This window comes from Xanthomonas codiaei (genome assembly GCF_002939785.1).
GTDB classification, from domain to species: domain Bacteria; phylum Pseudomonadota; class Gammaproteobacteria; order Xanthomonadales; family Xanthomonadaceae; genus Xanthomonas; species Xanthomonas codiaei.
Window position 1 is genome coordinate 79,041 of record NZ_MDEC01000004.1, and the last position, 25,814, is coordinate 104,854.

Sequence of the window (25,814 nt, forward strand, 5' to 3'; positions counted from 1 at the left end):
GTCATTGCCCCAGCGCCGCGCAGGATACCGCGCGCCGGTGATGTCCCGTTGAAGCACTCATGGCGGATCCAGCGCGCGCAACACGCCGCGCGCCTTGGCGCGGGTCTCGTCCAGCTCGCGCTGCGCATCCGAATCCACCACGATGCCGGCCCCGGTGCGGAACCGCACCTGGTTGCCGGCCACCTCGGCGGTGCGGATCAGGATGTTCAGGTCCATGTCGCCATCGCGATTGAGCCAGCCGAACGCGCCGGTGTAGGCGCCGCGCGCGGTCTGCTCCAGCTCGGCGATGATCTGCATGCAGCGCACCTTCGGGCAGCCGGTGATGGTGCCGCCGGGAAAGACCGCCGCGATCACCTCGCCCGGGGTGACCCCGGCCCGCAGGCGGCCACGCACGTTGCTGACGATGTGGTGCACGTGCGCATAGCTTTCCACTGCCATCAGCTCGTCCACCTCCACCGTGCCCGGGGCGCAGATGCGGCCCAGGTCGTTGCGCTCCAGGTCGATCAGCATGACGTGCTCGGCACGTTCCTTGGGGTGCCCCACCAGTTCGCGGATCCGCGCCGCATCGTCGTCGCCGGCAAAGCGCGCGCGGGTGCCGGCGATCGGGCGCGTCTGCACCGCATCGCCCTGCACCGACACCAGACGCTCGGGCGAGGAACTGGCCACTGCCCGCCCGGCCGCAGCGAATACACCGGCAAACGGCGCGGGGTTGGCTGCGCGTAGCCGCGCATGCAGCGCCGCCGGGTCGACCGCGTCTGTGAATGTGGCCTGCCAGGCGCGCGAGATATTGGCCTGGAACACATCGCCGGCGCGCAGGTAATCCAGCACCCGCTGCACCGCGTCGGTGAACCGCTCGGGCGCGTCTTCATCGACCGCCAGCGGCCCGACCCAGGCCGGCAACGGCGGCAACGCAGCGCACGCAGCGATGTCTTCGACGATGCGCGCCAGCAGATCATCGCGGCCCGGTTCGGCCAGCGCGACGCAGCGGCCCTGCACACGATCGCGCAACACCGCCGCCGGCGCGCGCAGCGCCAGTGCCGAGGGCAGGCCATCGGTGCGCGTGGGCAACTGCAGGATCGGCTCGACCTGGGCGGCCAGTTCGTAATCCAGCAGCACCGCCCAACCGCCGCGAAATGGCCATGGGCTGTGCGCGTCATGTGGCACGCGCTCGGCCTGCCAGGCGGCGTCCAGCGCGGCCAGGAAGCTGCCTTCCAGCACCCTGTCCTCGCCATCGCGGGTGCGGCCATCGGCATCCAGGCGCAGGCTGGCGCCCTCGGCCAGCAACAGCACGTCCCAGCGCCCATGCTCGGTGCCGGAGGCGGTCGATTCCAGCAGCGCCGGATAGCGCTGCGGCGCCAGCCGGTGTAGCGCCAGCAGATCGATGTCCGCGTGCAATGATCTGGTGAGCGTCATCGGTCCGGCATGGGGAGGGTGCGGGAGTTCGCGGCGCTGCCGGGACTGCAGCGCACGCGGGAGTGGATCGGGAATGGATCAACGATCGATCGGGAAACGACGGATCGGCAACAGATCGAACGACAACCGGGGGCGCCGGCGTGAGTGCCGCGCTTCGCCGTGCAGGCGCGTGCGGCACGGCGGCGTGCAGCGCCACCTGCGCGGCTCAGATGCGCTTGAACACCAGCGTGCCGTTGGTGCCGCCAAAACCGAAGCCGTTGGACATCACCGCATCCACCTTGGCCTCGCGCGCCACGTTCGGCACGTAATCCAGGTCGCAGCCTTCGCTGGGCTCGTCCAGGTTGATGGTTGGCGGAATGATGCCGGTGTGCAGCGCCATCACCGAGAAGATCGCCTCCACCCCACCGGCCGCGCCGAGCAGGTGGCCGGTCATCGACTTGGTCGAGCTGACCATGGTCTTGTAGGCGTGATCGCCCAGCGCGCGCTTCATCGCCAGCGTCTCGGCCAGATCGCCCAGTGGCGTGGAGGTGCCGTGCGCGTTGAGGTAGCCGATCTGCTCGGGATTGAGCTTGGCGTCGCGCATGGCGGCGACCATGCTGCGCGCCGCGCCTTCGCCGTCTTCGCTCGGCGCGGTCATGTGGAAGGCGTCGGAGCTGGCGCCGAAACCGACCAGCTCGGCATAGATGCGCGCACCGCGCGCCTTGGCGTGTTCGTATTCCTCCAGCACCAGCACGCCGGCACCGTCGCCCAGCACGAAACCGTCGCGCTGTTTGTCCCACGGGCGCGAGGCGGCAGCGGGATCGTCGTTGCGGGTGGACATGGCCTTCATCGCGCAGAAACCGCCGACCGAGCTCGGCGAGGACCCGCGCTCGGCGCCGCCGGCCAGCATCACGTCGGCATCGCCGTACTGGATCATGCGCATCGCCGTGCCGATCGAGTGGTTGGAGGTGGCGCAGGCCGATACCGCCGAGAACGTCGGGCCCTTCAGGCCTTTGATCAGGCTCACTTGGCCCGGCAGCATGTTGATGATGGTGCTGGGCACGTAGAACGGCGAAATCTTGCGCGCGCCGCCCTCATGGAATTTGATGGTCTGCTCTTCGATGCCGAGCAGCCCGCCGATGCCGGAGCCGAGGATGGCACCGATGCGTTCGGCATTGCTTTCGTCGATTTCCAGGCCGGAGTCGTCCAGCGCCATGAACGAGGCGCCGACACCGTAGTGGATGAACGAATCCATCTTCTTGACGTCCTTGGCGGACACAAAAAGCGTGGGGTCGAAATTCTTGATCTCGCCGGCGATCTTGGTGGTGAACTGCGAGGCATCGATCTGCGTGATCGGGCCGATGCCGGAGCGCCCGTGGATGATTCCATCCCAGCTGCTGGCCAGATCATTGCCCAGCGGCGACACCATGCCCATGCCGGTAACGACAACACGACGACTCATTGCAGATCTCCTCACCACGGAACGGACGGTGCTTGCGGTTAGCGGGTGACGCTTGAAAAACACAGGGCCGCATCAGCGGCCCCATGGATGTCTGACGCAGCAGCGGCATGACGCGCGCCACCGCCGTCAGGAACAACGCATCAGCTCTTGACGTGAGCCTTGACGTAGTCGATCGCCTGCTGGACCGAGGTGATTTTCTCGGCCTCTTCGTCCGGGATCTCGCACTCGAACTCTTCTTCCAGCGCCATCACCAGCTCGACGGTGTCCAGCGAGTCGGCACCCAGGTCATCGACGAACGATGCGCTGGTGGTGACTTCCTCTTCCTTGACGCCGAGTTGTTCGACGACGATTTTCTTGACGCGTTCTTCGATGGTGCTCATTGGGGATATCGCTCCAGCTGGAGTAGTGGTGGTTCGAGTTTTAGGATCCCCGCACATGGATGTGCGGTGCTCCTGTGAGGGACTCACAAACGCCATCGCCGCTGCGATGGCCGCGTTGGATAGTGTAGTGGAAGCGCCCGGGCCTTGCATTGCAACACAAGTCCCGGCCGATCAGCCACTTAGCGCCTCCCGGCGGCGCACGCTCACGGCATGTACATACCGCCGTTGACGTGCAGGGTTTCACCAGTGATGTAGCGGGCGGTCGGCCCCGCCAGGAACGCCACCGCATTGGCGATGTCCTCGGGCGCGCCCAGGTGGCCGAGCGCGATCTGCTCCAGCAATGCCGCCCTGGACTCCTCCGGCAATGCCTTGGTCATGTCGGTATCGATGAAACCGGGCGCCACCACGTTCACGGTGACCCCGCGCGAGCCGATTTCCTTGGCAAGCGACTTGGAGAACGCGATGATGCCGGCCTTGGCCGCGGCGTAGTTGGTCTGGCCCGGATTGCCGGTCACGCCGACCACCGAGGCGATATTGATGATGCGGCCCTTGCGCGCCTTCATCATGCCGCGCATCACCGCCTTGGAGGTGCGGAACACGCTGGTCAGGTTGGTGTCCAGGATGGCCTGCCAGTCGTCGTCCTTCATCCGCATCAACAGATTGTCGCGGGTGATGCCGGCGTTGTTGACCAGGATCGAGATGGCGCCGAATTCCTTGCCGATCGCATCGATCAGGCCGTCGACCGCGGCGGCATCGGTGACGTTGAGTTCGCGGCCGTGGCCGCCGCCTGCGGCCAGACGCTCGCCGATGGCCGCCGCGCCGGACGCCGAGGTGGCGGTGCCGATGACGGTGGCGCCCTGGGCGGCCAGGGTGTCGGCAATGGCCGCACCGATACCGCGACTGGCGCCGGTGACGAGGGCGATTTCGCCCTGAAGAGGCTTGCTCATGACTACTGTTCCTCGAAGGGGGACGTCGCGATCATCGCCGCGAACGTCGAGGGGGCCGGCATACCGCGTGTGCGCTGGATCAGTGCGTCCACGCGTCGAGCGCGCCGGCGTAATCGGCGGGTGTGGCCAGCGAACGCGCGTCCAGGCTCTTGTCGATCCGCTTGATCAGCCCGCTCAGTACCTTGCCGGGGCCGCATTCGGCGACGCGGGTGATGCCCCGGGCGGCCAGCGCCTGCACGCAGCCGGTCCATTGCACCGGCAGGTACAACTGTTCCACCAGCGCCTGGCGGATCGCCTCGCTGCCGTCGTGCACGCGCGCGTCTACGTTCTGCACCACCGGGATCTGCGGCGCCTGCCAGCGCAGCCCGGCCATCGCTTCACCCAGCTGATTGGCCGCATCGCGCATCAGCGGGGTATGCGAAGGCACGCTCACTGCGAGCTTGACCGCCTTGCGCACGCCGCGCTCGGCCAACAGCGCCAGCGCGCGGTCCACCGCTGCGGCATCGCCACCGATCACGATCTGGCCCGGCGAATTGAAGTTGGCCGGCACCACCACCTGGCTGCCGGACGCCTGCGCACAGACCTCCTGCACCACCGCATCCTCGGCCCCCAGCACCGCCGCCATCGCGCCGACACCGGCCGGGGCGGCCGCCTGCATGAACTGGCCGCGCAGGCGCACCAGGTGGGCGCCGTCGTGCAGCGACAAGGCGCCGGAGGCAACCAGGGCGGTGTATTCGCCCAGGCTGTGGCCCGCCAGCAGCGCCGGGCGTTCGCCGCGCTGCGCGTTCCACAGCCGCCACACCGCCACGCCCGCGGCCAGCAGCGCCGGCTGGGTGTACTCGGTACGGTTGAGCATCTCTTCCGGGCCGCCCTGCGACAGGGCCCACAGATCGACACCGGCGCCATCGGAGGCCTCGACGAAGGTCTCGCGGATCTGCGGGTGCAGTTCAGCCAGTTCGGCCAGCATGCCCAGGGACTGGGAGCCCTGGCCGGGAAACACGAAAGCGAGCGTAGATTCGGTCACGCGATGCTGCCTACAAAAATCGAGCCGGGATGATACGTGCGAAATCGCCCGGCCGTCTGTACTGCCGCGTATGCAGGGGCCACCGGAACGTGACCAGACGTCGCAACGCCGGACACCGGTTCGGTCCCGAACGGGCACGCAACCGCATCCGCCACGCAGGTGCGCGGCAGTCCGGAATCGATATCGAAAGCGCTGCCGGCGAACGCGGCAGCGCTCGAAGGCCTCAGTAGCGCAGCAGCGCCGAGCCCCAGGTGAAGCCGCCACCGAAGGCTTCCAGCAACAGCAACTGCCCACGCTGCACGCGGCCGGAGCGGACCGCCTCGTCCAGCGCCAGCGGCACCGAGGCCGAGGACGTGTTGCCGTGGCGATCCACCGTGACCACCACCTGCTCCATCGGCAGCTCCAACCGCTTGGCGGTGGCCTCGATGATGCGCAGGTTGGCCTGATGCGGAATCAGCCAGTCCAGGTCGTGCTTGTCCAGGCCGTTGGCGGCCAGGGTCTCATCGACCACCGAATCCAGCGCCTTGACCGCGTACTTGAAGACGTCGTTGCCCTTCATCAGCAACGCACCGCCGCCATTCTTGCCTTCGCCGAAGCCGACCGACACGCCGACCGGGTCCCATAGCAGCTCCTTCTTGCTGCCGTCGGCATGCAGGTGGGTGCTGAGGATGCCGGTCTCTTCGTCGGCCTTGAGGACCACCGCGCCGGCACCGTCGCCGAACAGCACGCAGGTGGTGCGGTCGGTCCAGTCGACGATGCGGGTCAGGGTTTCCGCGCCGACCACCAGCACGGTCTTGGCGTCGCCGCTGCGCACGAACTTGTCGGCCACGCTGAGCGCGTAGACGAAGCCAGAGCAGGCCGCATTGACGTCCATCGCGCCGCAGCCGACATTGCCCAATCGCGCCTGCAGCAGGCAGGCCGTGGACGGAAAGATCAGGTCGGGCGTGGTGGTGCCGACGACGATCAGGTCGATCTCGTCGGCGGTCACACCGGCCGCTTCCATCGCCTTGATCGAGGCGAAGTACGCCAGATCGCTGGTGGTCTGGTCGTCGGCAACGATGTGACGCTCACGGATACCAGTGCGCGAGAAGATCCATTCATCGCTGGTGTCGACGATCTTCGACATGTCGTCGTTGGTCAACACCTTTTCGGGCAAATAGCTACCCGTGCCCGCGATTCTGGAATAGATCCGCTTGCTCATACTGTTTCCTGGTGCAAGAGCCGCGGTGACCGGCGGCTCCGGAAGAATCGAGGGTCACCCGGCCGCGCGTGGCGCGGCGGGCGCCACGGATCAATCTTCTTGGACGGCCGACGACTTGGTCGTGATCACCTTCTTGCCACGGTAGTAACCGTCGGCGGTGATGTGGTGGCGCAGATGGATCTCGCCGCTGGTCGGGTCGGTCGACAGCTGCTTGGCGGTCAGGGCATCGTGCGAACGACGCTGGCCGCGGCGGGACGGGGTGACACGGGATTTCTGCACAGCCATGGGATTGCTCCAACTTTAGTTCGATAACTTGATCTGTTGAGTCGAACAGCACGCTCTACGCCCGCGTCGACCTGTCTTACCGCCCTTCACAGCGGCGGTTACTGTTTCTTCAACGCTGCCAGCGCCGCGAACGGACTGGCCTTGTCTTGCTCTTCTCGGGTCGGAACCCACTCGGCCTCGACCGCCTCGCTTCCCGGCGCCATCGGCACCACCGGTACCGACAGCACCAGTTCGTCCTCCACCAGATCCATCGCCCGCAGCATGCCGTCTTCGGGCACCAGCAAGGCCTCGTAATCGGGCGGCAACGCGGCCTCTTCGTCCTCGTCGCGGATCAGTCCAAGACGCTGCCTGACCTGCACCGGATACAGAAACCGCTGCAAGGTGCGCTGGCAGGCCAGTGGCAGCTCGACATCGATGCTGAGCTCGACATAGGCGACCTTGAGCAAAGCGTCCTGGTCGAATTGGAGCGAATAGACGCATTCGCCCTCTGTATCGACCAGACTTCCCTGCAAGCGAGTCATCGCAGAGAGCGGGATGCGGCCATCGAAGCGCCTGCGCGCTGCGACCATCCGCCAAGCATCCAGCATTTCGGGTACGTTCGCGGACATAAGCCGCAGAATGTTAAAGACCCGCCGAGGCCATGTCAAATGCACCCATTCACAGATCCTGCGACCCGTGCCGGCTGGCAAACTCCCCCCTGCCCGTCCTTCGTCATGCCCATGATGCCACGCCTGATCCTCGCCTCCACCTCCGTCTACCGGCGCGAGCTGCTCGCCCGCCTGCAACTGGAGTTCAGCACCGCCCGCCCGGACGTCGATGAGCAGGCGCGGCCGGACGAGAGACCTGAAACCCTGGCCAGCCGCCTGGCCGCCGAGAAGGCCGCGGCCGTGGCAGCCGGCGCGCCCGACGCCTGGGTGATCGGCTCGGACCAGGTCGCCGACCTGGACGGACAGAGTCTGGGCAAGCCCGGCACCCTGGAGCAGGCGCGTGCGCAACTGGGCGCCATGGCCGGGCGCACGGTGCGCTTCCACACCGCCGTCAGCCTGACAGGCCCACAACGCAGCTTTCACGCACTGGATCTGACCGAGGTGCAGCTGCGCCCACTGACGCCTGACGACATCGCGCGTTACCTGGCCGCCGAGCCGGCACTGGACTGCGCAGGCAGCTTCAAGTGCGAAGGCCTGGGCATCAGCCTGTTCGACGCCATCCGCACCAGCGACCCCACCGCACTGATCGGCCTGCCGTTGATCGCGCTGGCTCGGTTGCTGCGGCAGGCGGGGTTCGTGCTTCCTTGAAACCCGCTGCGGACGCAGCTTGCGACAGAAGCGCCGGCCTGGACGAACATCACGCCGGCATCGCCGCCGAGCCACCCGCGGCGATACCCCGCTCTCGCACCTGCCGATCCTTGCTACGGATGCGCCAGTGCGCAGAACTGATAGGGATAGTCGGCCTGCCCGACCTGCGAGGACAAGGTGCGGCAGCTCGCCGGATCCAGCGTCAGTCCATACGCGGCAAGACGCTGCTGCGCAGCCTCGCGCACCGCGCGGTCCGCAGCGACCGTATCCAGCGCCTTGCCCTTGGGCACCGTGAGCAGGCAGCGCCCCGGCGGCACCTCTTCCAGCCCGGCACGCAGCCCGCGCGCGATCAGCCACCGCAGCCGCGTGCACTGCGGCTGGACATCCCAGCCCAGCTGTTGCGCCAGCTGGTTCATTCGATCGACCCGCAACTGCTGCTTGTCGCGCGCCGCACCCAACATCGCATAGAGCCGCGGCCGCTCGGCGATCAGCGCGCGCACTCGCTGGCGATACTGATCTGTTTCGGAGATGTTGGTGGCCACCCCGATGTAGCGCGCCTGCCGTGGCAGCAGCGGCACGCGCCAGGATTGCGGCTCATCGCCAACCAGCAACACGGTCGCGGCAGCCGCATCCCCGAGGTCCGGCTGCTCGACCCGAAAACTGTCGCGCGCCCAGGACTCGTGCCCCCCAATCCTTCCATCCCACTACCGCCACCAGCGCGCACAGACCGATCAACCAGGCGGCCTTGCGCTCAGGCTGAGCGGTGAAGGCGCGTCGGCACACGATCCACAGCACCAGCGGTGCCAGCAGCTCCAGCACCACCAGGTAGCGATGAATGCTGAAGACCGCCTGCCACAGCGCGTAGGCGACGCCGAAGAAGACCAGCAGCACGACAGCGGAGCGATCGAGGCCATCTGTCCGCACCGGACGCCGCAGCACGCTGCGCCCAACTGCGAGAACGGCCACGACGTACAACACCGCCCAACCTGCCTGCACCAGACCGAGATCACCGATCCGCTGCGGCTTGAGCGTGAACAGCAGCGGCCAGATCAGCTGTTCGCCCAGGTTGCGCGGCAGCCAGCGCACATCGGCAATCGACACCGGCGCCGCCAGCGGCGACTGGAAGATGCCGTTGAATTGTGGAAACAGCGGGTTGCCCAGCTGTTGCCACACCTGCCAGTACCACGGGCCAGCCACCAGCGCCAACACCAGCAGCGCCGTGCCCGACACCACGGCGAGCGCGGTCACGCGCGAACGCCCAGGCCCGCCATCGCAGAGCATCGCCGGCGCCAAGGCCAGCGCGTACAGCGCATTGGTGAGCTTTAGCGACACCGCCAGACCGATCAGCGCGCCGGCCATGCCCCATATCCGCCCAACACGCGCACCGCCGCGCGCCCCGGCGTGTGCCCACAGCACGGCGGCCACGGCCCCCAGCACCGGAATCGCACTGGCGGTATCGCCCATGGTGGCGCCCAGTTCGGACAGGAACACCGCACTGCACATGCCGGCCAACGCGAGCAGCGGCGCCCACTGCGCGCGCCGGGGATGGTTGGACAGGACCCGCCACGCCACCGCCGCCACCGGAATGAAGACCAGCGCGTGCAAGGCACCCAGCAATGCTCCCACCAGTGGCGCCGGCAGCCGCAGCATCAACCCGGCATGCAGCACATCCAGCAGCGGGCTGAAGTAGCTCTGCATCTGCGCAGGTGCCAGATCCACGCCCAGGCGGCCATTGACCCAGGCATCCCCGATGTAAAGGTGATAGTTGCGCAGATCCCAGTTGGCATCCTGGCCGAGACAAAGCGACAGCAGTGCGCCGAGCAGTACCACTGCACACGTCGCCGCGATGACATGGCGCGGCGAATGGAAGCCGAAACGATGGTCCGCCCAGTGCAAAAAGCGCTGTCGGCGGGTGATGGATGCAGCGGCGGTCGCAGTTGCCATCAGATCGCGTCCCCGGCGCGCAGCATCGCACGCAGAGTTCCCACGCCCGGCTCGGCGAGATAGGCCAGATGCTTGGCTTCGACCCGCCCCCGCGTGACCGTGTCCAGGATCAGCCCACAGGCCAGCAACAGAAATCCCAGCAGCATCAGCGCCACGCACAGGATCGCCGTTGGAAAGCGCGGCACCAGCCCGGTCTGCAGGTACGTTTCAAACAGCGGGATCGCCAGCACGATCGACAGCGCGGCACTGAGCACGAAGCCGATCGAGAAGAACAACAATGGCCGTTCGGCCTTGAACAGCTTGGCGATGGTGGTGAGGATGCGCCAGCCATCGCGCCAGGTGTTCAGTTTGCTATGCGAGCCTTCAGGGCGCACCCCGTAGGCGATCTGCACCTCGGCCACCGGCATGCGCAGTTGCAGGGCGTGCACGGCCAGTTCGGTTTCGGTCTCGAAACCCTGCGCATGCGCGGCGAAGGATTTGACGTAGCGCCGCGAGAACACCCAATAGCCGGACAGCATGTCGTCGAAGCTGCGCCCGAACAGCAGTCCCGCGCACCGCGTCAGCAACACGTTACCGAGGCGATGACCGGGCCGATACGCAGCCTGCTACTGGTCGCGGCGCGCGCCGACCACCATGTCCAGCCGCTCGTCGACGAGCTTGCGCACCAGGATGGGCGCAGCGGCGGCATCGTAGGTCGCATCGCCATCGACCAGCACATAGATGTCGGCCTCCACATCGGCAAACCCACGCCGCACCACATTGCCCTTGCCCTGCAGCGCGACGCGCCATACCTGCGCGCCGGCATCGGCTGCGATCGCCGCAGTGGCGTCGCTGGAATTGTTGTCCAGCACATGCACGACCGCGCCCGGCAGCGCCGCGGCGAACGCGCCGACCACCTCGGCCACGGTCGCCGCCTCGTTGTGGCACGGCACCAGCACGGCGATGCGAATCCCGGACGCAAGCGCGGGATGGGGAGAGGAGACGGTATCGGTCATCGCGGGATCTAGGGTGCGGAAACGGTGACGGGTTGCTCCCACCAGTCCTCGACGCTGCCGTCGCGGCCATGCAGGCGCAGTCCCAACCAATGCGTGCCGGGCGGCAACGCCTGCGTGTCGAGCGTGGCGGAGAAGCCGACATTCGGATGCTGCGGGTCGGTGGAGATCTTCCAGTACGGGCGCACGTCCAGCACGCTGCCATACTCGGCGTTCGACACCGGCCGCCCGTCGAGCAGCAACTCCACGGCTGCCAGCCCGATGCCATCCTTGAAAGCCCAGCCGCGCACCTGCACCCGACCGGCGACGTTCGCATCCGGCAGCGGCGTATCGATCCAGGCCATCGCCGGGGCCACGCATGGACCGGGTGCACGCTGGGCCGGCAGTGCGAACAGCAGGAAGCGCTGGTAGCCATGATCGGTGGAAACCACGGTGGGCGGCGGCAATGGCCCGACCATGTCGCAGACGGCGTGATAGCGCGCGAGCAGATCGCGGTAGCGCTGATCGCTGGGCGACAGCACCAGCAAGCGCGGTCCGTCGCGCCTGCCGTCGCTGAGCAGGCCCCACTGCTGCAGTTGCGCGCTGCGCCCATGCTTGTCGTTCAACTCGGCGTACAGCACCTCGATCTGCGCATTGCGCAACTGGAAACCGAGCTCGGCGCCGACCTTGAAATTCCCCGCCAGCACGCGCGTGCCCGGCGGCATCTGCGCCAGCTGGCGCTTGACCGCGCGCGCCAGATCGTTCCAGCCGGCAAAATTGCGCGGGTAGTATTTTTCGCCGGCCGCCTGCGCGCGAATGGAGGGCACCGACACCGCCAGGTAGTACCCATACGCGCCCAGCGTGCCGAGCAGCGCAAGCAGCCAGGCGGCACGCCGCAGCGGATGCGGCCAGCGCATCAGGATCATCGGCACCGGCACCAGCAGCGCGAGATAGCCGGGCAGCGGCCAATGGAAGCTGATGCGTTCGGCATCGCTGAAGAAGCCGAGCACGAAGATCGCCACGGTCGAGATGCCGCCCAGCAGGCCGAAGTAGCGCCATTGCGCGCGCGACCCGCCGCCGCTGCGGGTGCCGGCCAGGCCCACCTTGAGCATCGCCCAGGCCAATAGCGGCGTCACCGCCACCGCCTGGATCAGCAGGAACCACAGACCGCTGATCTGGAAACGCCATGGATGCCGATCGACCAGCTGGAAGCGCAGCCCGGCCTCGTCATGGTCGGTGTTCCAGAACAACAACGGCAGCCAGCTCATCGCACCTACCGTCAGCGCCATCCAGATGCGCGGGTCGCGCAGCACCGCGCGCCCCTGCGGAATGCACAGCAGCGCAATGCAGCCCACCCCGATCACGCCGACAAAGCGGTAGTGGCTGAGCGCGCCGATGACCAGGCCGATGGCGAGCTCCAGCGCACTGGTGGCATCCACCTCGCGCAACAGGCGTGCGCCGGCGTCCATGCACAGCACCGCGGCCAGGGCCATCGGCACGTCCGGCACCGCCAGGATGCCCAGCGTGGCCGACAGCGGCATCAGCAGGGTCAGGCTGCCCGCCTGCCAGCCCAGGGTGGAGCCGAACCAGCGCGTGGCGATGTGCGCGATCAACCACGGCAGCAACGCGGCGATGGCCAGGAACGGCAGCCGCAGCGCCAGCAGGTGATGCCCACCGAATTCGACACCCAGTCGCGTCAGCCAGGCGGTCATGCCCGGCAGATCCGAATACGCCGCCGCCAGGTGCTGGCCTTCCTGCCAGTAGAACGCCTCGTCCACGAACAACGGCAAGCGTGCGGCGATCAACAGCTTGACGGCAGTGGCCAGTGTCCACAGGATCACGAAGGTGCGATGTGCGCGTTGGTCCCCCTGCATTGCCCTGTGCACTCTTCTTTTCACCTACGGAATTGTGATGTCGACACCGCTGCGTTCCACGGAAATGCTAACCGATGCGCTGCGCCAATCGCTGCGGCGCGCACAAGACCAGGTCAATTCGCTGCTGCTGGGCAAGGCGCAGGAAGTGCGGCTGGCGTTCGTGGCCCTGCTGTCCGGGGGACATTTATTGATCGAGGACCTGCCCGGCCTGGGCAAGACCACCCTGGCCCACGCCATGGCCTCCAGCCTGGGGTTGGGCTTCCAGCGCGTGCAGTTCACCTCGGACCTGTTACCGGCCGATGTGCTGGGCGTGTCGGTCTACGATGCCGCCTCGCGCCAGTTCCAGTTCCATCCCGGCCCGGTGTTCACCAACGTGCTGCTGGCCGATGAAATCAATCGCGCCCCGCCGCGCACGCAGAGCTCGCTGCTGGAAGCGATGGCCGAACAGCAGGTCACCCTGGATGGCGTCACGCATGCCTTGCCCGAACCGTTCTTCGTGATCGCCACGCAGAACCCGGTGGACCTGTCGGGCACGTTTCCCCTGCCCGATTCGCAGCTGGATCGCTTCCTGCTGCGGCTGAGCCTGGGCTACCCCAGCGCCGATGCCGAGCGCGCCCTGTTGTCGGGGACCGACCGGCGCGAATTGATCGCCCAGGCCGCACCGCAGCTCAGCGATACCGACGTGGTGGCGTTGCGCGCAGGGGTCGGCCAGATCCACACCAGCGATGCGTTGATCGCCTATGTACAGGCGCTGCTGCTGCGCAGCCGCCAGCATGCCGGGGTGCGGGTAGGGCTGTCGCCGCGTGCCGGCATCGCACTGCTGCGCGCCGCCAAGGCCTACGCGCTGCTGCTGGGGCGCGAGCATGTGCTACCGGAGGATGTGCAGGCGCTGTTCGTCGCCGTGGCCGGACACCGGCTGGTACCGGAAGCCGAATCCTCGTCCGGACCGGCGCTGGCCAAGGCGCTGCTGCACAGCGTGCCGGTGGACTGAGACCGGTGCGTGCGTCATTGCGCGGCGTTGGCCGCCGACTCAGCCTGCTGGCCCGCCCGCGGGGCGCCGAAGCCTTGCCGATCGTGCTGGACCGGCGGCGCATCTATGTGCTGCCGACCCGCTTCGGCCTGTTCGTCGCCGCACTGCTGCTGGCGATGTTGCTGGGTGCGCTGAACTACAACAACAACCCGGCGCTGCTGTTGGCGCTGCTGCTGGCCACCGCCGGGATCGCCAGCAGCATCATGGCGCACCTGCAGTTGTCGGCGCTGCGCGTGGAAGCGGTGTCGGCCGAACCGGTGGTCGCCGGCGAACCGCTGCGCATGCGGGTGTCGCTGGCCCGCCGCGATACCCGCCTGCGGCGTGGCCTGCGCCTGGATCATCTGGACAGCAGCGGCTTCTGTTCGCTGCTCGACCACGACAACGCCGAGGTCGACCTGCTGGTGCCCACCACCCGGCGCGGCTGGCAGGACATCGAACGCATCCGCCTGTCCAGCACCCAGCCGCTGGGACTGGTACGTGCGTGGTCCTGGGTGTGGCCGGAAACGCCGCTGCTGGCCTACCCCCGGCCCGAGGATCACGGCCCCACCCTGCCGGACGGTGCCGGCGCGCCCAACCAGACCCGGCTGCACGCCCAGGGCGAGGAACTGCACCAGCTGCGCCCGTACCGCGCCGGCGATGCCCCACGCACGATCTCCTGGAAGCATTCGGCCCGCCGCGACACCCTGCTGGTGCGCGAGTACGAACAGCCCCTCGGGATCGAAGTGACCCTGGACTGGCGCACGCTGCACGCACTGCCCTACGAACGCCGCATCGCGCGGCTGGCACGCTGGGTCAACCTGGCCGAACGCGACGGGCGCCGCTATCGCCTGTTGCTGCCCGGCCAGCCGCCGCTGGGGCCTGCGCAAGGGCCCTCGCACCATCATCTGTGTCTGCGCGCCCTGGCACTGCTTCCCCATGACTGAGACGGCCCTTCCCATTTCACAGGCCAGCCGTGGCTGGGTGCTGGCCACCAGCTGGCTGGCGCTGGCGCCGCTGCTGCTGCAGCTGCCCGGCCTGCTCGCCGCCACCATCGCGGTGGCCGCGGTGCTGGTCGGGGCGATGAGCTGGCGCGGCAGCCTGATGGCGCCGCTGCGGCTGTTGCTGGTGATCGCGATGCTGGCGGCGGTGTACTGGCAGATCGGCATGCGTTTCGGCCGCGATACCGGCTGCGCGGTGCTGGCCGCGATGCTGGCGATCAAGGCCTCCGAACTGCGCACCCTACGCGATGCGCGCAGCCTGCTCGGCTTTGCGTTGTTCGCACCGTTCGCTGCATTCCTGCTCGACCAGGGGCCGACGACGATGGGCCTGGCGCTGCTGGCCGTGCTCGGCGCCCTGCTCAGCATGCAGCGGCTGGCCGACGAAGAGCACCGCACCCCCACCCCCACCCTGCGCCTGCAGTTGCGCGGCATCGGCAAACTGGTGGCGATCGGGGTACCGCTGGCGCTGGCCACGTTCTGGCTGCTGCCGCGCCTGAGCGCACCGCTCTGGGGCGTGCCCGAGCGCGCGCTGTCGCGCCCCGGCCTGTCGGACAACATGTCGCCGGGCGAATGGATCGACCTGATGGCCGACGACAGCCCGGCACTGCGCGTGCAGTTCGCCGGCAAGGCGCCGCCTCCGCAGCAGCGTTACTGGCGCGGGCCGGTGATGTGGGATTTCGACGGCCGCAGCTGGCAGCGCGCACGCTGGACCGGTCGCGGCCGCCCCGCCACGGTGACTTCCGGCCCGCAGACCTATCGCTATCGTCTGGATTACGAGCCCACCGACCGGCGTCAGTTGGTCTCGCTGGACCTGCCGACCCAGGGCGTTGCCAATGCCGATCTCTCGCCCGACTACGAACTGTTCGCGCAGCGCCCCTTGAGTGCGCTGACCCGCTGGGAGCTGCAATCGGCACCGCCGGCACGCTTCGACATCGACCTGCCCGAGCCGTTGCGCAAACGCGCGCTCGCGCTGCCGCCCGGCTTCAATCCACGCACGCTCACCCTGGCCCGGCAATGGCGCACCGAAGCCGGCAGCAACGACGACGCCATCGTGCAGCGGGCACTGCAGTGGATCACACGCGAATTCGCCTACACGCTGGACACGCCATTGCTGGGCCGCAACAGCGTCGACGAATTCCTGTTCCAGCAGAAGGCCGGCTTCTGCGAGCACTTCAGCTCGGCGTTCGTGGTGCTGATGCGCGCGGCCGGCATCCCTGCACGCGTGGTCACCGGCTATGCCGGCGGCACCTACAACAGCTTCGGCAACTATTGGGTGGTGCGGCGCATGGATGCGCATGCCTGGACCGAGGTGTGGCTGGCAGGCCGCGGCTGGGTGCGCGTGGACCCCACTGCCGCCGTGGCGCCGGAGCGCATCTACGACACGCTGGAGGATCGCCTGCAGAGCGGTGGCGGCAACGACTTCGCCCAGCTCGGCGCCTGGGCCAGCCTGGGCCAGGTCAGCGACTGGCTGCGGCGCGGCTGGAACGACCTGGTGCTGTCCTTCAATGCCGACCGCCAGCAACGGCTGCTGCAACCGTTCGGCATCGAGCGCCTGGATCCCACCCAGCTGGCCGCCCTCTTTGGCGTGTTTGCCGTCGGTGCCCTGGCCTGGATGGGCTGGCTGCTGGCGCGTGGCGAACGCGAACGCGATCCGCTGCTGCGCGCCTGGCACCGGGTCAGCCGCCGCTACGGCAAGCTGGGCCTTGCCCGGGAACCGCACGAACCGGCCATCGCCTGGGCGCAACGCGTGGCCCGCACACACCCGGACACGACACTGTTGGCACTCAGCCAACGTTTCGCTGCCGCGCGATACGCTGGCGCTGATTCGGACAGCGCCTCACTTCTGAAAGACTTGCAGCAGCATCGCCCGCGAACCGGAGCTTCCTCATGAGTACCCGTTTTCTGATTCCCATTGTCGCTGTGCTCGGGCTCGCAGCCTGCGCTACCGCGCCCAAGCCGCTGCAGGGCCAGTTCCCCACGGTCAGCCCGAGCGATTCCACTGCCAGTGCGCAACTGGGCACTTCGGTGCGCTGGGGCGGCAAGATCATCCAGACCAAGCCCAGCCAGGGCCAGACCTGCTTCGAGCTGATCTCGCGTCCGCTCAACGCCAGCGGGCGCCCGGATCGCAATGCCGTGGATGCCAGCGATGGCCGCTTCCTGGCCTGCCGTGCAGGCTTCTACGACCCGGCGGTGTTCGAGCCGGGCCGTGAGGTCACCTTCATCGGCAAGATCGAGGGGTATGAAACCACCAAGATCGGCGAGTACGACTACAAACTGCCCAAGGTGGCGGCCGACGTGGTCTACCTGTGGCCGGAAGTGCGCGATGTGGAGGTGATTCCGGCCTACCCGTATGGCCCGTGGGGCGATCCGTGGGGTCCGCGCTGGGGTGGCGGCTGGGGCTGGGGCCGCGGCTGGTGGTAATCCACCGCTGAGTCAGACCTGATGCAAAACGCCGCTCTTGAAGGAGCGGCGTTTTGATTTGTGCGGGTCAAACCGTCTGTATCAGCGCGTTTGTGCTCACTGCTTATTCGCCATTTCGCCTGTCCCGGCGCTGCGCGGGCGCAACAAGCCTGCAACCGCGACGGCGCGGCTGCAGTGTGAGTGCCTACTGACGTGCATGGCCTGGCAACCGCAGCACTGACAATCGACCATGCCCAACTCCTGACGCTGGACAGCCTGTTAGGTCACATTGGTTGCGACGTCCTGCGCTCCATCAGGGCGTACCGAATCGTCCCAGTGGCGCGCCGGCCAGCAGGTGCAGATGGATATGGAACACCGTCTGCCCGGCGTGCTCGCGACAGTTCATCACGATGCGGTAGCCATCCTGCGCCAGGCCCTGCTCACGTGCGTATGCGGCGGCGGCGAGCGCCAGCTTGCCGATCAGCAGGGTCTGCTCGGGCGGCACATCGTCCAGGGTGGGAATCGCGTGCTGTTTGGGAATGAACAGCACATGCACCGGTGCCTGCGGCGCGATGTCTTCGAAGCCCAGCACGTCGTCGTCTTCGTAGACGATGGTGGCCGGAATTTCGCGGCGGATGATCTTGCCGAAGATGGTGTCGGTCATAGACGGGATTCGAGAGTTGGGATTCGGGATTGGCCAAAGCTTACCGCGCGCGTCAGCCTGCTTTAGCGAATCCCAAATCCCAACTCCCCAATCCCAGCCCTCAAAGCACCTCACTGCGCGTGCCGAAGGCATGCGACAGGGTGCCACGGTCCACGTATTCCAGCTCGCCGCCCAGCGGCATGCCCTGGGCGAGCCGGCTGGGGCGCACGCCGTGCTGGCGCGCCAGCTGCGCCAGGTAGTGCGCGGTGGCCTCGCCTTCCACGGTGGCGTTGGTGGCGATGATCATTTCGGTCACTTCACCGGCAGCCAGGCGCTCGCCGAGCCGGTCCAGCCCCAGCTCGCGCGGGCCGATGCCATCCAGCGGCGACAGGCGTCCCTGCAGGATGAAGTACAGGCCACGGTAGCCGGTGGCGTGCTCGATCGCCAGGCGATCGGCCGGCGATTCCACCACGCACAGCTGCTGCCGATCGCGGCTGCTGCTGGCGCAGATCGCACAGATGTCCGATTCGGTGAAATCGCGGCACTGCACGCAATGCCCGACCTTTTCCACCGCATTGCCCAATGCCTCGGCCAGGCGACGCCCACCCTCGCGCTCGCGTTCGAGCACGTGATACGCCATGCGCTGGGCGGATTTCTGGCCCACGCCCGGCAACACCCGGAAGGCCTCGATCAGTTGTTCGAGCAGAGTGGACATTGGGCGGCCGGGATTCGAGAGTTGAGATTCGGGATTCGCAAACGCAGAAGCGAGCCTCGCTTCTAGCGAATCCCCAATCCCGACTCCCGAATCCCCTCGATCAGAACGGCAACTTCATGCCCGGCGGCAGCTGCATGCCGGCGGTGGCCGAGCCCATGCGCTGCTTGGATTCGGCGTCGATCTTGTTGGAGGCGTCGTTGAAGGCGGCGGCGATCAGGTCTTCGGCCATCTCCTGGTCGGAGAGGATGCTCGGATCGATGCGCACCTTGCGGCATTCCTTGGCGCCGGTCAGCGTCACGCTGACCATGCCGCCGCCGGCAGTGCCGGTGACTTCCAGCTTGGCCAGTTCTTCCTGGGCGCGCTGCAGGTTCTCCTGCATCTTCTGCGCCTGCTGCATCAATTGGGCGATATTTCCACGCATGGGTCGTTACTCGTCGTAAGGGCGGATGGAATCGGGAACCACCCGCGCGCCCTGCTGCTGGATCAGCTGCTGCACATGCGGGTCGTTCATGAAAGCGTCTTCGGCGGCGCTCTGGCGCTCGCCTTTCTGCCGGCTGGCGCGCTCGTGCAAGGTCTCGACATCGGCACTGCCGGTCTCGATGACGATGCGGGGCGTGTTGCCCAGCACCGGTGCCAGCGCCTGGGCCAGGTTGGCGATGGAACGCTCGGACGTGAGGTATTCGAAGCCCGGCGCCAGCGCCAGGCGCAAGACGCCATCGCCGTGACCGATAAAGGCCGCGTTGGCCGCGAGCTGGCGCGACGGGCCGTTCAGGCCACTGCGGGTGACAAGGTCCAGCCACTGCTCGGCATCGGCAATCTGGCCGTCATCGATCAACGCCACCGGAGTGCTGGCCGGTGCGGTGGATACCGACGTGGAGACCGGTAACGGTGCAGCCAGCGGCACGGCCACCGCAGTCGCATCGGATGCGGCTGCAGGATCTACGGCCTCGACAGGAGGCGCCATGGCCGCTTCCGGCGCAACCACCACCGCTGCCGAAGCGATCGCCGGCGCGGTGGCGTCGGACGCAACGGCCACGGTCGAAGAAGGCGCAGGCGCTGCGGGCGTCCTGACCGGCGCATCGTCCACCGCCCAGGGCGGGGTGTCGTCGGTGCGCGCCGTCGCTGCGCCGACAGGCGCTGCCGAGGCCGGCAGCGAGACCACCGGCGCCGCCGCAGCGGCGGCCGGCGGTGCAGCAGGCACAGGTGGCGCAAATGCCGCTTCCATGGCCTGCGCCGGCTCTGTTGCGGGCACGGCGGCGGCGGCCGGCGCAGCCGCCTGCACGCCGGCGCCCGGCGCACGCGTGCCGCCGCCGACCGTGGCTCCACGGCCATCGTCGCTGCTGCCGGCCGGCACCGCTGCCGCCGGCCGGAAGGCCAGCATCCGCAACACCGCCATTTCAAAGCCTGCGCGCGGGCTGGGCGCCAGATACAGATCGCGACGCCCGTTGAGCGCCATCTGGTACCACAGCTGCACCACTTCCGGGCGCAGCTGCGCAGCAAACGGGGTCGGGTCGATACCGTCGCCGACGAACGCCACCGACGGCACCAGCTGTTGCACCTGCACGCGGTGCAGGGCCTCGGCCAGCGCTTCCAGCACGCCACTCCAGTCCGGCGAGAATTCGGCCAGCGCGGCCACGACCTTGAGCAACTGCGCGCCATCGCCATCGGCCAGCGACTGCAGCATGGCGCCGACCTGGGTGCGGTCCACCGTGCCGAGCATCGTGCGCACCACGTCCTCGCGCAGCGCACCGCCGGCATAGGCGATCGCCTGGTCCAGCAGCGACAGGCCATCGCGCAGCGAGCCGTCGGCCGCCTTGGACAGCTGCACGATCGCCGACGGGTCCGACTCGATCTGCTCGGCGGCCAGGATGCGGGTCATCTGGCCCTGGATCTGGTCTTCGTCCAGGCGCTTGAGGTTGAACTGCAGGCAGCGCGACAGCACCGTCACCGGCAGCTTCTGCGGGTCGGTGGTGGCCAGCAGGAACTTCACGTGCTCGGGCGGCTCTTCCAGCGTCTTCAGCAACGCGTTGAAGGCCGCCTTGGAGAGCATGTGCACTTCGTCGATCAGGTAGACCTTGAACTTGCCGCGCGAGGGCATGTACTGCGCGTTCTCGATCACCTCGCGCACGTCGTCCACACCGGTGTTGGAGGCGGCGTCGATCTCCAGCAGGTCGATGTAGCGCCCGGCATCGATGTCCAGGCAGGCCGGGCAGGTGCCGCACGGGTCGGCGCTGGTGCCGGTCTCGCAGTTCAGCGACTTGGCGAAGATGCGCGCGATGGTGGTCTTGCCCACCCCGCGGGTACCGGTGAACAGGAAGGCGTGGTGCACGCGCCCGCTATCGAGCGCATTGCTGAGCGCACGGACCACGTGTTCCTGGCCCACCAGCTCGGCAAAACGCTTCGGGCGCCACTTGCGGGCGAGAACGAGATAGGACATCGGGCAACCGGCTTCTTCTGAACCGATATTGTGCCATGCCGTGTCAAGCCGATCGTTCAGCGGTCGCCGCCCGTCTTCACGCCGCCGGCCATGCCGCCACGCCCTGCCCAGCAGGCCCCCACTGCACGCGGATGCGCTGCCGCCTGGCGGGTGTCCTTGTTAACGGCGCGCGTGACGGCTAGAATCCCGCTCCTGCCTTCGACCTGGTCGTCCGGCAGGCCCGGAGAGGTGTCCGAGTGGTTGAAGGAGCACGCCTGGAAAGTGTGTAAGCGTCTAAACCGCGCTTCGGGGGTTCGAATCCCCCTCTCTCCGCCAGATTCACGATGTGCGCGATGACACCGTCGCAGCAGATCCCGGGCCATGCCACTGGCCCACGTCTTATGGTGGCCCCGTCGGTCCCTCGCGACGCTAGATCGAAAATCCCGCCAGGGCCGGAAGGCAGCAACGGTATCGATTGATGCGGGCGCCGAGGTCAACCGGCGGGGACACCACCCCAACTTTGGACAGACACCACGCGAAACAGCCGGAACCCTGGCTTGCATGCGATTGGTCAAGCGGCAAGCAGCAGTCGTCTCGCGCAGCGCTGTGCGCCCGTGTGCAAAGCCAAGCAATCATTCGCACTCGCCGTGGCGACGGCGACGCATTCCCACGACGTCAGCGTCCTACGGCGCGCCGCGCCGGCCTCACGCATCAGCCAGCCTTGCGCTCGCGCCTGCCCTACTGCGATTCCGGATGCAGCCAACCCGCATCGCCTTCGAGGTAATGCTCGTGCTTCCAGATCGGTACGCGCGCCTTGACCTCGTCGATGATGAAGCGGCATGCATCGAAGGCACCGCCGCGGTGCGCCGCACTCACGCCCACCCACACCGCCATATCGCCGATACGCAGTTCGCCAACGCGGTGCACGCAGTGCGCGTGCACGATGGAAAACCGTTGCATCGCCTCGTCCAGCACACGCTGGCCTTCGGCCTGCGCCAATGCGGCATACGCCTCGTAGCGCAGCCCGGCCACACTGCGACCGTCATTGTGATTGCGCACCCAGCCTTCGAAGCTGGCAAAGGCACCAGCATGCGGATGTTCCATCCCGGCACGCAACCGATCGAGCGGCAACGGGACATCGGACAACGCAAACACCGCGGCAATCTGCTCGCTCATGCTCAACCTCCCGACACCGGCGGAATGAACACCACTTCGCTGCCGTCGCGCAGCGCATCGTCCCAGCGCGCGAACGCGCCATCCACGGCCACCCGCAATTGCGCCGGTGTCCAACGCAGGCCGTGCCGCGCATCGAGCTCGGTGTACAGGCCACGCAAGCTCTGCGCATCGGACTGCACGCGTTCGTCGGCCATGCCCGCCGCCTCGCGCAGGCTGGCGAAATACAACACCGTCACCGTCGCACTCATCGCGCCGCTCCGATATCGCGCTTGCCACCACGCTTGGACACCAGCCTGGTCGGCCCGATCGTCATGGCATGCGACAAGGCCTTGCACATGTCGTACACCGTCAGGGCCGCCATGCTGGCGCCGGTGAGCGCCTCCATTTCCACCCCGGTGCGGTGCACGCAACGCACCGTGCACTGGATGTCCAGCACCTGCTCGCCGGCCCAGTCGATCTCGAACCGGCAGGCATCGATCGGCAACGGATGGCAGAACGGAATCAGCTCGTGGGTGCGCTTGACCGCCATGGTGCCGGCGATCACCGCGGTTTCCACGATGCCGCCCTTGGCGCTACGCAAGCCATTGGCGCGCAACTGCGCCGCAACCGCTGCCGGAAAGCGCACCCGGCTGGTCGCCGTGGCGCTGCGCGCGGTGACGGCCTTGTCCGAGACATCCACCATGGTGGGAAGCCCGGCGGCGTCGATGTGGGTCAGGCGGGCGGAACGGGATTTGGCAGACATGGGAGGCGACGCGAAAACAGGCAGGCAGGATGCGGCATTCTCGGTGAACGGGGTGCCTTGATGGAACAGCGAGTGGCATGCGTCAGCGTTCCTGCGCCACGACAAACTGCGCAAGGCCTGCCGCTCAACACCCTGACGGCGATCCATCGACCGCTGACGCAGCTGCGCAAGATTCGATGCAAGCCGCATGCACTCAGAGCCATCGGCGTGGCACTCGGCAGCGACACCGGGGGCGCGCCAGACCTCGATCACCGCGCTGTGCGTGTACCGACGGCCCCGACGCACCGAACTCGGCAAACGCCGGTTCGGGCAGCGCTTCTACCACCCGCACATCGGCACACGGCTGCGCAGATCGAGCCGACGCAGTTCCAACGCGCACGACTGAGCCAGCAGCAGGTTCTCGCTCATCCGCCGATCAAAAACATCTCGACCGGCTTGCCGCGGCGTGGCACCGAGGCCCGCACTTCGCTGTAGCGGTCGCCACGTACGCTCCAGCGCTGACGCAGATGTGTTGCCAGCGCTGACTCGCCATTGGCCAGGGCCGGTTTGAGGTCATGGCCCTGGCTGGCGAACAGACAGGTGTACAGATGTCCGTCGGCGGACACGCGTGCACGCTGGCAATCGCCGCAGAACGGCACGCTGACCGAACTGACGAAGCCCACTTCACCAGCACCGTCGACAAACGCATGGCGCTGCGCCACTTCACCGGTGTAATTGGCGTTCAGCGCCACCAACGGCCAACGCGCGTGGATGCGTTCGCGTAGTTGTGCGGACGTCACCACCGCATCCGGCGTCCAGCCATTGCAGCTGCCCACGTCCATGAATTCGATGAAGCGCAGCACGTGCCCGGTGCCGCGGAAGTGCTCCACCAGCGGCAGCACCTGATCTTCGTTGATACCCCGCTGCACCACGCAATTGATCTTCAGCCGCTGGAAACCGGCCTGCTCGGCGGCGGCAATGCCGGCCAGCACCTGCGCAATCTCGCCGCGGTCGCCGCTCATGCGCCTGAACAACGCAGGTTCGAGCGCATCCATGCTGACGGTGATGCGGCGTAGCCCGGCCTGCCGCAGCGCAACGGCCTGCCGCGCAAGCAAGGTGCCGTTGGTGGTCAGCGCCAGATCCTCGATGCCCTCAATCGCGGTCAGCCGCGCAATCAGGCTCGCCAGGTCGCGGCGCAGCAGCGGCTCGCCGCCGGTCAGGCGCAGCTTGGTGACGCCGACCGACACGAACGCACGCACCAGCGTCTCCAGCTGATCGAAACTCAACCGCTGCTGTGAGTCGAAGCCGTAATCATCGGGTACGCGGTCGGCCGGCATGCAGTAGCCGCAACGGAAGTTGCAGGCCTCGATCACCGACAGGCGCAAGTCGCGCAGCGGGCGGCCATAGCGGTCCTGCATGGGGGCACCGGCCAGCGTCGGCAGTGTCAGGGCGCCCATCAGCGCACCACGGCGGCGGTCGGGTCCGCCAGCGCCAGATATTGCCCAGGCACGGCCACGCGATGACCACGCGCGCGCAGCACGTCGCCGTCGGCTTCGCTCGCATAGTGGTACAGCAGCATGCGGCTCAACAGGTCCTGCGGGTACTCCCGCTCCAAATCGTCCACGCCAGTATGCGACGGGTTGCCGTGAACGCCGCAGTCATGCGCAATCAGCTCGTTGTCGCACGCATAACGCTTCAGCATCTCCGGTATGGGCCGGGTGTCTCCGGTCCACACCAGCGCGCCCTGCAGGCGCAGTCCGTAGGCGGTCTCCGGCCAATGGTGGCGCACCGGAAACACCTCCAGCCGCACGCCGTCGTGCCAGAACGCATCGCCCACCGGTACCAGCTGGAACGCATCCCAGAAGTTGGCCCCACCCTCGGCCAGCACATTCGGATAATCGGCGATGCGCCGCTGCAACAACGGGACCACCGACGCCGGCACATACAGGCGCGTGCGCCCACGTCGTTCAGAGAAGTAACTGTCCACGAACAGCCGCTCCAGCCCGCCGACATGGTCCAGATGCACGTGGGTGATGAAGACCGCCTGTGGCAACTGGCCGTAATGCACCTGATAGGCAGTCAGCCCCTCGCTCCCGCAATCGATGGTCAGCCACGGCGCACCGGCACGCTCGAGCGTGGCCATCGGCGAACCGAGCGCCACCGCCGACGCATTGCCGACTCCCTGGACACGCAAGCCCCATTGCATCAGTAGCCCCGGCCCCAGGCCAGTTCGTAGGCGCGGTGCAGGCGCTCGTAGTCCTTGTCGACCTCCTCGCGGCTGCGGCTGCCACGCAGCTTCAGCAGCGAACGATGCAGACGCTGGAGGTTGCGCTCGCGCCAGCGCGTAGCCGGGATGCGCAGCACGCCGCGGTCGAAATCGATCAACCAGCCATGCCCGCCGGCATCGAACAGGATGTTGTGGGCGTTGAGATCGGCGTGATCCAGCCCGGCGCGATGGAAGCGCGCAATCAGCTGGCCGGTGGCCTCCCACGGCGCACCGCGCCCGGCCACCTGGGCGTGATCGGCCAGCGAGCGCACATTTTCCAGCCGCTCCATCAACAGCGCCGCGCGATAGCCCAGGCCTTCGCGCAGATAGCAGGCAGCCAGCGGTCGCGGCACCGGCAGCTTGCGCTTGATCAGTTCGCGCATCAGCCGGAACTCGGCAAAACTGCGCGTGCGCCCGGCGCCTTTCCACAGGTAGTGATCGCGGCTCACGCGCGCCGCCATGCCGCCACGCAGGTATTGCCGCAAGACGCTGCGACCGAACGGCGCATCCACGAACCACGCCCCGCCGCGCCCCCCCTCATCGACCGGCCGCGCCCTGTCGCCCCAGCGCTGCGGCGAAAACAGCCCGGCGTCGGCTTGCCGCAGCCGTTCGCGGTCGAACAGAATGGCGCCATAGCCGCGGCCCTCGCGGTACGGCGTCAGCGCTTCGGTGGCGTCGAAAGAAACCATCTATCG

The 25,814-nt window shown here is 67.6% G+C and carries 24 protein-coding genes, 1 tRNA gene, 1 other RNA gene and 3 pseudogenes; 7 read left to right on the plus strand and 22 right to left on the minus strand.

The window, feature by feature from the left end:
* Positions 1-57: 57 nt before the first annotated feature.
* From XcodCFBP4690_RS03990 to XcodCFBP4690_RS04025, 8 genes are all read right to left on the minus strand, one after another.
* Complete coding sequence (locus tag XcodCFBP4690_RS03990; protein ID WP_104539763.1) at positions 58-1,413, minus strand: aminodeoxychorismate synthase component I; 1,356 nt, start codon at positions 1,411-1,413, stop codon at positions 58-60.
* A gap of 205 nt (positions 1,414-1,618) precedes the next feature.
* Positions 1,619-2,854 (minus strand): beta-ketoacyl-ACP synthase II, encoded by a 1,236-nt coding sequence (gene fabF / locus XcodCFBP4690_RS03995; RefSeq protein WP_104539764.1) that lies wholly within the window; start codon positions 2,852-2,854, stop codon positions 1,619-1,621.
* A gap of 140 nt (positions 2,855-2,994) precedes the next feature.
* The gene (acpP, locus tag XcodCFBP4690_RS04000; RefSeq protein ID WP_002814322.1) at positions 2,995-3,234 is read right to left on the minus strand and encodes an acyl carrier protein; all 240 of its coding nucleotides are present in this window, start codon (positions 3,232-3,234) and stop codon (positions 2,995-2,997) included.
* A 203-nt stretch (positions 3,235-3,437) separates the two neighbouring features.
* Positions 3,438-4,181 (minus strand): 3-oxoacyl-ACP reductase FabG, encoded by a 744-nt coding sequence (fabG, locus tag XcodCFBP4690_RS04005; RefSeq protein WP_104539765.1) that lies wholly within the window; start codon positions 4,179-4,181, stop codon positions 3,438-3,440.
* Between the two features lie 79 nt (positions 4,182-4,260).
* Positions 4,261-5,205, minus strand: coding sequence for an ACP S-malonyltransferase (fabD, locus tag XcodCFBP4690_RS04010; RefSeq protein WP_104539766.1), 945 nt, complete (start codon positions 5,203-5,205; stop codon positions 4,261-4,263).
* A gap of 223 nt (positions 5,206-5,428) precedes the next feature.
* A complete protein-coding gene (locus tag XcodCFBP4690_RS04015) occupies positions 5,429-6,406 on the minus strand; it encodes a beta-ketoacyl-ACP synthase III (RefSeq protein ID WP_104539767.1) in 978 nt (325 codons plus the stop codon).
* 90 nt (positions 6,407-6,496) lie between these two features.
* Positions 6,497-6,691 (minus strand): 50S ribosomal protein L32, encoded by a 195-nt coding sequence (rpmF, locus tag XcodCFBP4690_RS04020; RefSeq protein WP_010368401.1) that lies wholly within the window; start codon positions 6,689-6,691, stop codon positions 6,497-6,499.
* 98 nt (positions 6,692-6,789) lie between these two features.
* On the minus strand, positions 6,790-7,299 hold the full coding sequence (locus tag XcodCFBP4690_RS04025) for a YceD family protein (RefSeq protein ID WP_104539768.1): 510 nt from the start codon (positions 7,297-7,299) through the stop codon (positions 6,790-6,792).
* Positions 7,300-7,410: 111 nt separating this feature from the next.
* Between XcodCFBP4690_RS04025 and XcodCFBP4690_RS04030 the strand changes: the two genes are divergently transcribed.
* The gene (locus XcodCFBP4690_RS04030; protein ID WP_104539769.1) at positions 7,411-7,986 is read left to right on the plus strand and encodes a Maf family protein; all 576 of its coding nucleotides are present in this window, start codon (positions 7,411-7,413) and stop codon (positions 7,984-7,986) included.
* 113 nt (positions 7,987-8,099) lie between these two features.
* Here XcodCFBP4690_RS04030 and XcodCFBP4690_RS04035 read toward each other — a convergent pair.
* From XcodCFBP4690_RS04035 to XcodCFBP4690_RS04045, 3 genes and pseudogenes are all read right to left on the minus strand, one after another.
* Positions 8,100-9,684, minus strand: a pseudogene (locus tag XcodCFBP4690_RS04035) (hypothetical protein).
* A 245-nt stretch (positions 9,685-9,929) separates the two neighbouring features.
* Positions 9,930-10,925, minus strand: a pseudogene (locus tag XcodCFBP4690_RS04040) (glycosyltransferase family 2 protein).
* Positions 10,926-10,933: 8 nt separating this feature from the next.
* Complete coding sequence (locus tag XcodCFBP4690_RS04045; RefSeq protein ID WP_146091837.1) at positions 10,934-12,775, minus strand: glycosyltransferase family 39 protein; 1,842 nt, start codon at positions 12,773-12,775, stop codon at positions 10,934-10,936.
* Between the two features lie 37 nt (positions 12,776-12,812).
* Here XcodCFBP4690_RS04045 and XcodCFBP4690_RS04050 point away from each other — a divergent pair, with 37 nt between their 5' ends.
* From XcodCFBP4690_RS04050 to XcodCFBP4690_RS04065, 4 genes are read left to right on the plus strand one after another with little or no spacing between them, the layout of a single operon-like run.
* Entirely contained in the window at positions 12,813-13,766 is a 954-nt protein-coding gene (locus XcodCFBP4690_RS04050) for an AAA family ATPase (protein WP_104539771.1), read from the plus strand.
* A 5-nt stretch (positions 13,767-13,771) separates the two neighbouring features.
* Positions 13,772-14,728: a DUF58 domain-containing protein gene (locus XcodCFBP4690_RS04055; protein WP_104539772.1), complete on the plus strand. Its 957-nt coding sequence runs from the start codon at positions 13,772-13,774 to the stop codon at positions 14,726-14,728.
* On the plus strand, positions 14,721-16,673 hold the full coding sequence (locus XcodCFBP4690_RS04060) for a transglutaminase TgpA family protein (RefSeq protein ID WP_104539773.1): 1,953 nt from the start codon (positions 14,721-14,723) through the stop codon (positions 16,671-16,673). The genes XcodCFBP4690_RS04055 and XcodCFBP4690_RS04060 overlap by 8 nt, the downstream gene beginning before the upstream one ends.
* Positions 16,670-17,203: a Slp family lipoprotein gene (locus tag XcodCFBP4690_RS04065; RefSeq protein ID WP_104539774.1), complete on the plus strand. Its 534-nt coding sequence runs from the start codon at positions 16,670-16,672 to the stop codon at positions 17,201-17,203. Before XcodCFBP4690_RS04060 ends, XcodCFBP4690_RS04065 begins: the two co-directional genes overlap by 4 nt.
* A gap of 292 nt (positions 17,204-17,495) precedes the next feature.
* Here the strand turns inward: XcodCFBP4690_RS04065 and XcodCFBP4690_RS04070 are convergent, their stop codons facing one another.
* The 4 genes from XcodCFBP4690_RS04070 to dnaX form a co-directional block, all read right to left on the minus strand.
* On the minus strand, positions 17,496-17,846 hold the full coding sequence (locus XcodCFBP4690_RS04070) for a histidine triad nucleotide-binding protein (RefSeq protein ID WP_104539775.1): 351 nt from the start codon (positions 17,844-17,846) through the stop codon (positions 17,496-17,498).
* A gap of 100 nt (positions 17,847-17,946) precedes the next feature.
* Positions 17,947-18,540: a recombination mediator RecR gene (recR, locus tag XcodCFBP4690_RS04075; RefSeq protein ID WP_104539776.1), complete on the minus strand. Its 594-nt coding sequence runs from the start codon at positions 18,538-18,540 to the stop codon at positions 17,947-17,949.
* A gap of 100 nt (positions 18,541-18,640) precedes the next feature.
* Positions 18,641-18,961 (minus strand): YbaB/EbfC family nucleoid-associated protein, encoded by a 321-nt coding sequence (locus XcodCFBP4690_RS04080; protein WP_104539777.1) that lies wholly within the window; start codon positions 18,959-18,961, stop codon positions 18,641-18,643.
* Positions 18,962-18,967: 6 nt separating this feature from the next.
* Positions 18,968-20,977 carry a DNA polymerase III subunit gamma/tau gene (gene dnaX, locus XcodCFBP4690_RS04085; protein ID WP_104539778.1) on the minus strand — a complete coding sequence of 670 codons (2,010 nt, stop codon included), beginning with the start codon at positions 20,975-20,977 and terminating at the stop codon, positions 18,968-18,970.
* Between the two features lie 222 nt (positions 20,978-21,199).
* Here dnaX and XcodCFBP4690_RS04090 point away from each other — a divergent pair.
* Together XcodCFBP4690_RS04090 and ffs are read left to right on the plus strand one after the other, a co-directional pair.
* Positions 21,200-21,292: transfer RNA gene (locus XcodCFBP4690_RS04090), tRNA-Ser, on the plus strand.
* 74 nt (positions 21,293-21,366) lie between these two features.
* Positions 21,367-21,463: signal recognition particle sRNA small type (gene ffs / locus XcodCFBP4690_RS04095), an RNA gene on the plus strand.
* A gap of 231 nt (positions 21,464-21,694) precedes the next feature.
* Here ffs and XcodCFBP4690_RS04100 read toward each other — a convergent pair.
* The 7 genes and pseudogenes from XcodCFBP4690_RS04100 to XcodCFBP4690_RS04130 form a co-directional block, all read right to left on the minus strand.
* A complete protein-coding gene (locus tag XcodCFBP4690_RS04100) occupies positions 21,695-22,138 on the minus strand; it encodes a molybdenum cofactor biosynthesis protein MoaE (RefSeq protein ID WP_146091838.1) in 444 nt (147 codons plus the stop codon).
* A complete protein-coding gene (locus XcodCFBP4690_RS04105) occupies positions 22,135-22,380 on the minus strand; it encodes a MoaD/ThiS family protein (RefSeq protein WP_104539780.1) in 246 nt (81 codons plus the stop codon). The genes XcodCFBP4690_RS04100 and XcodCFBP4690_RS04105 overlap by 4 nt, the downstream gene beginning before the upstream one ends.
* Positions 22,377-22,874, minus strand: a complete 498-nt coding sequence (moaC, locus tag XcodCFBP4690_RS04110; RefSeq protein ID WP_104539781.1) for a cyclic pyranopterin monophosphate synthase MoaC — start codon at positions 22,872-22,874, stop codon at positions 22,377-22,379. The genes XcodCFBP4690_RS04105 and moaC overlap by 4 nt, the downstream gene beginning before the upstream one ends.
* Before the next feature lie 27 nt (positions 22,875-22,901).
* Positions 22,902-23,063 (minus strand): annotated as a pseudogene (locus XcodCFBP4690_RS22670) (DUF4440 domain-containing protein); the annotation flags it as partial.
* 215 nt (positions 23,064-23,278) lie between these two features.
* The gene (gene moaA / locus XcodCFBP4690_RS04120) at positions 23,279-24,310 is read right to left on the minus strand and encodes a GTP 3',8-cyclase MoaA (protein WP_104539783.1); all 1,032 of its coding nucleotides are present in this window, start codon (positions 24,308-24,310) and stop codon (positions 23,279-23,281) included.
* Entirely contained in the window at positions 24,310-25,059 is a 750-nt protein-coding gene (locus tag XcodCFBP4690_RS04125; RefSeq protein ID WP_104539784.1) for an MBL fold metallo-hydrolase, read from the minus strand. The genes moaA and XcodCFBP4690_RS04125 overlap by 1 nt, the downstream gene beginning before the upstream one ends.
* A complete protein-coding gene (locus XcodCFBP4690_RS04130) occupies positions 25,059-25,808 on the minus strand; it encodes a 3-deoxy-D-manno-octulosonic acid kinase (RefSeq protein WP_104539785.1) in 750 nt (249 codons plus the stop codon). The genes XcodCFBP4690_RS04125 and XcodCFBP4690_RS04130 overlap by 1 nt, the downstream gene beginning before the upstream one ends.
* Positions 25,809-25,814 lie beyond the last annotated feature (6 nt).

Excerpts from the sequence above, each read along its gene's own strand:
- XcodCFBP4690_RS04105 (WP_104539780.1), bottom strand. The coding sequence starts at position 22,380 with ATGAGTGCGACGGTGACGGTGTTGTATTTCGCCAGCCTGCGCGAGGCG.
- fabF (WP_104539764.1), bottom strand. The coding sequence starts at position 2,854 with ATGAGTCGTCGTGTTGTCGTTACCGGCATGGGCATGGTGTCGCCGCTG.
- moaA (WP_104539783.1), bottom strand. The coding sequence starts at position 24,310 with ATGGGCGCCCTGACACTGCCGACGCTGGCCGGTGCCCCCATGCAGGAC.
- XcodCFBP4690_RS04050 (WP_104539771.1), top strand. The coding sequence starts at position 12,813 with ATGTCGACACCGCTGCGTTCCACGGAAATGCTAACCGATGCGCTGCGC.
- moaC (WP_104539781.1), bottom strand. The coding sequence starts at position 22,874 with ATGTCTGCCAAATCCCGTTCCGCCCGCCTGACCCACATCGACGCCGCC.
- recR (WP_104539776.1), bottom strand. The coding sequence starts at position 18,540 with ATGTCCACTCTGCTCGAACAACTGATCGAGGCCTTCCGGGTGTTGCCG.
- XcodCFBP4690_RS03990 (WP_104539763.1), bottom strand. The coding sequence starts at position 1,413 with ATGACGCTCACCAGATCATTGCACGCGGACATCGATCTGCTGGCGCTA.
- XcodCFBP4690_RS04060 (WP_104539773.1), top strand. The coding sequence starts at position 14,721 with ATGACTGAGACGGCCCTTCCCATTTCACAGGCCAGCCGTGGCTGGGTG.
- XcodCFBP4690_RS04030 (WP_104539769.1), top strand. The coding sequence starts at position 7,411 with ATGATGCCACGCCTGATCCTCGCCTCCACCTCCGTCTACCGGCGCGAG.
- XcodCFBP4690_RS04070 (WP_104539775.1), bottom strand. The coding sequence starts at position 17,846 with ATGACCGACACCATCTTCGGCAAGATCATCCGCCGCGAAATTCCGGCC.
- rpmF (WP_010368401.1), bottom strand. The coding sequence starts at position 6,691 with ATGGCTGTGCAGAAATCCCGTGTCACCCCGTCCCGCCGCGGCCAGCGT.
- acpP (WP_002814322.1), bottom strand. The coding sequence starts at position 3,234 with ATGAGCACCATCGAAGAACGCGTCAAGAAAATCGTCGTCGAACAACTC.
- dnaX (WP_104539778.1), bottom strand. The coding sequence starts at position 20,977 with ATGTCCTATCTCGTTCTCGCCCGCAAGTGGCGCCCGAAGCGTTTTGCC.
- XcodCFBP4690_RS04025 (WP_104539768.1), bottom strand. The coding sequence starts at position 7,299 with ATGTCCGCGAACGTACCCGAAATGCTGGATGCTTGGCGGATGGTCGCA.
- XcodCFBP4690_RS04015 (WP_104539767.1), bottom strand. The coding sequence starts at position 6,406 with ATGAGCAAGCGGATCTATTCCAGAATCGCGGGCACGGGTAGCTATTTG.
- XcodCFBP4690_RS04045 (WP_146091837.1), bottom strand. The coding sequence starts at position 12,775 with ATGCAGGGGGACCAACGCGCACATCGCACCTTCGTGATCCTGTGGACA.
- fabG (WP_104539765.1), bottom strand. The coding sequence starts at position 4,181 with ATGAGCAAGCCTCTTCAGGGCGAAATCGCCCTCGTCACCGGCGCCAGT.
- XcodCFBP4690_RS04065 (WP_104539774.1), top strand. The coding sequence starts at position 16,670 with ATGAGTACCCGTTTTCTGATTCCCATTGTCGCTGTGCTCGGGCTCGCA.
- XcodCFBP4690_RS04125 (WP_104539784.1), bottom strand. The coding sequence starts at position 25,059 with ATGCAATGGGGCTTGCGTGTCCAGGGAGTCGGCAATGCGTCGGCGGTG.
- XcodCFBP4690_RS04080 (WP_104539777.1), bottom strand. The coding sequence starts at position 18,961 with ATGCGTGGAAATATCGCCCAATTGATGCAGCAGGCGCAGAAGATGCAG.
- XcodCFBP4690_RS04130 (WP_104539785.1), bottom strand. The coding sequence starts at position 25,808 with ATGGTTTCTTTCGACGCCACCGAAGCGCTGACGCCGTACCGCGAGGGC.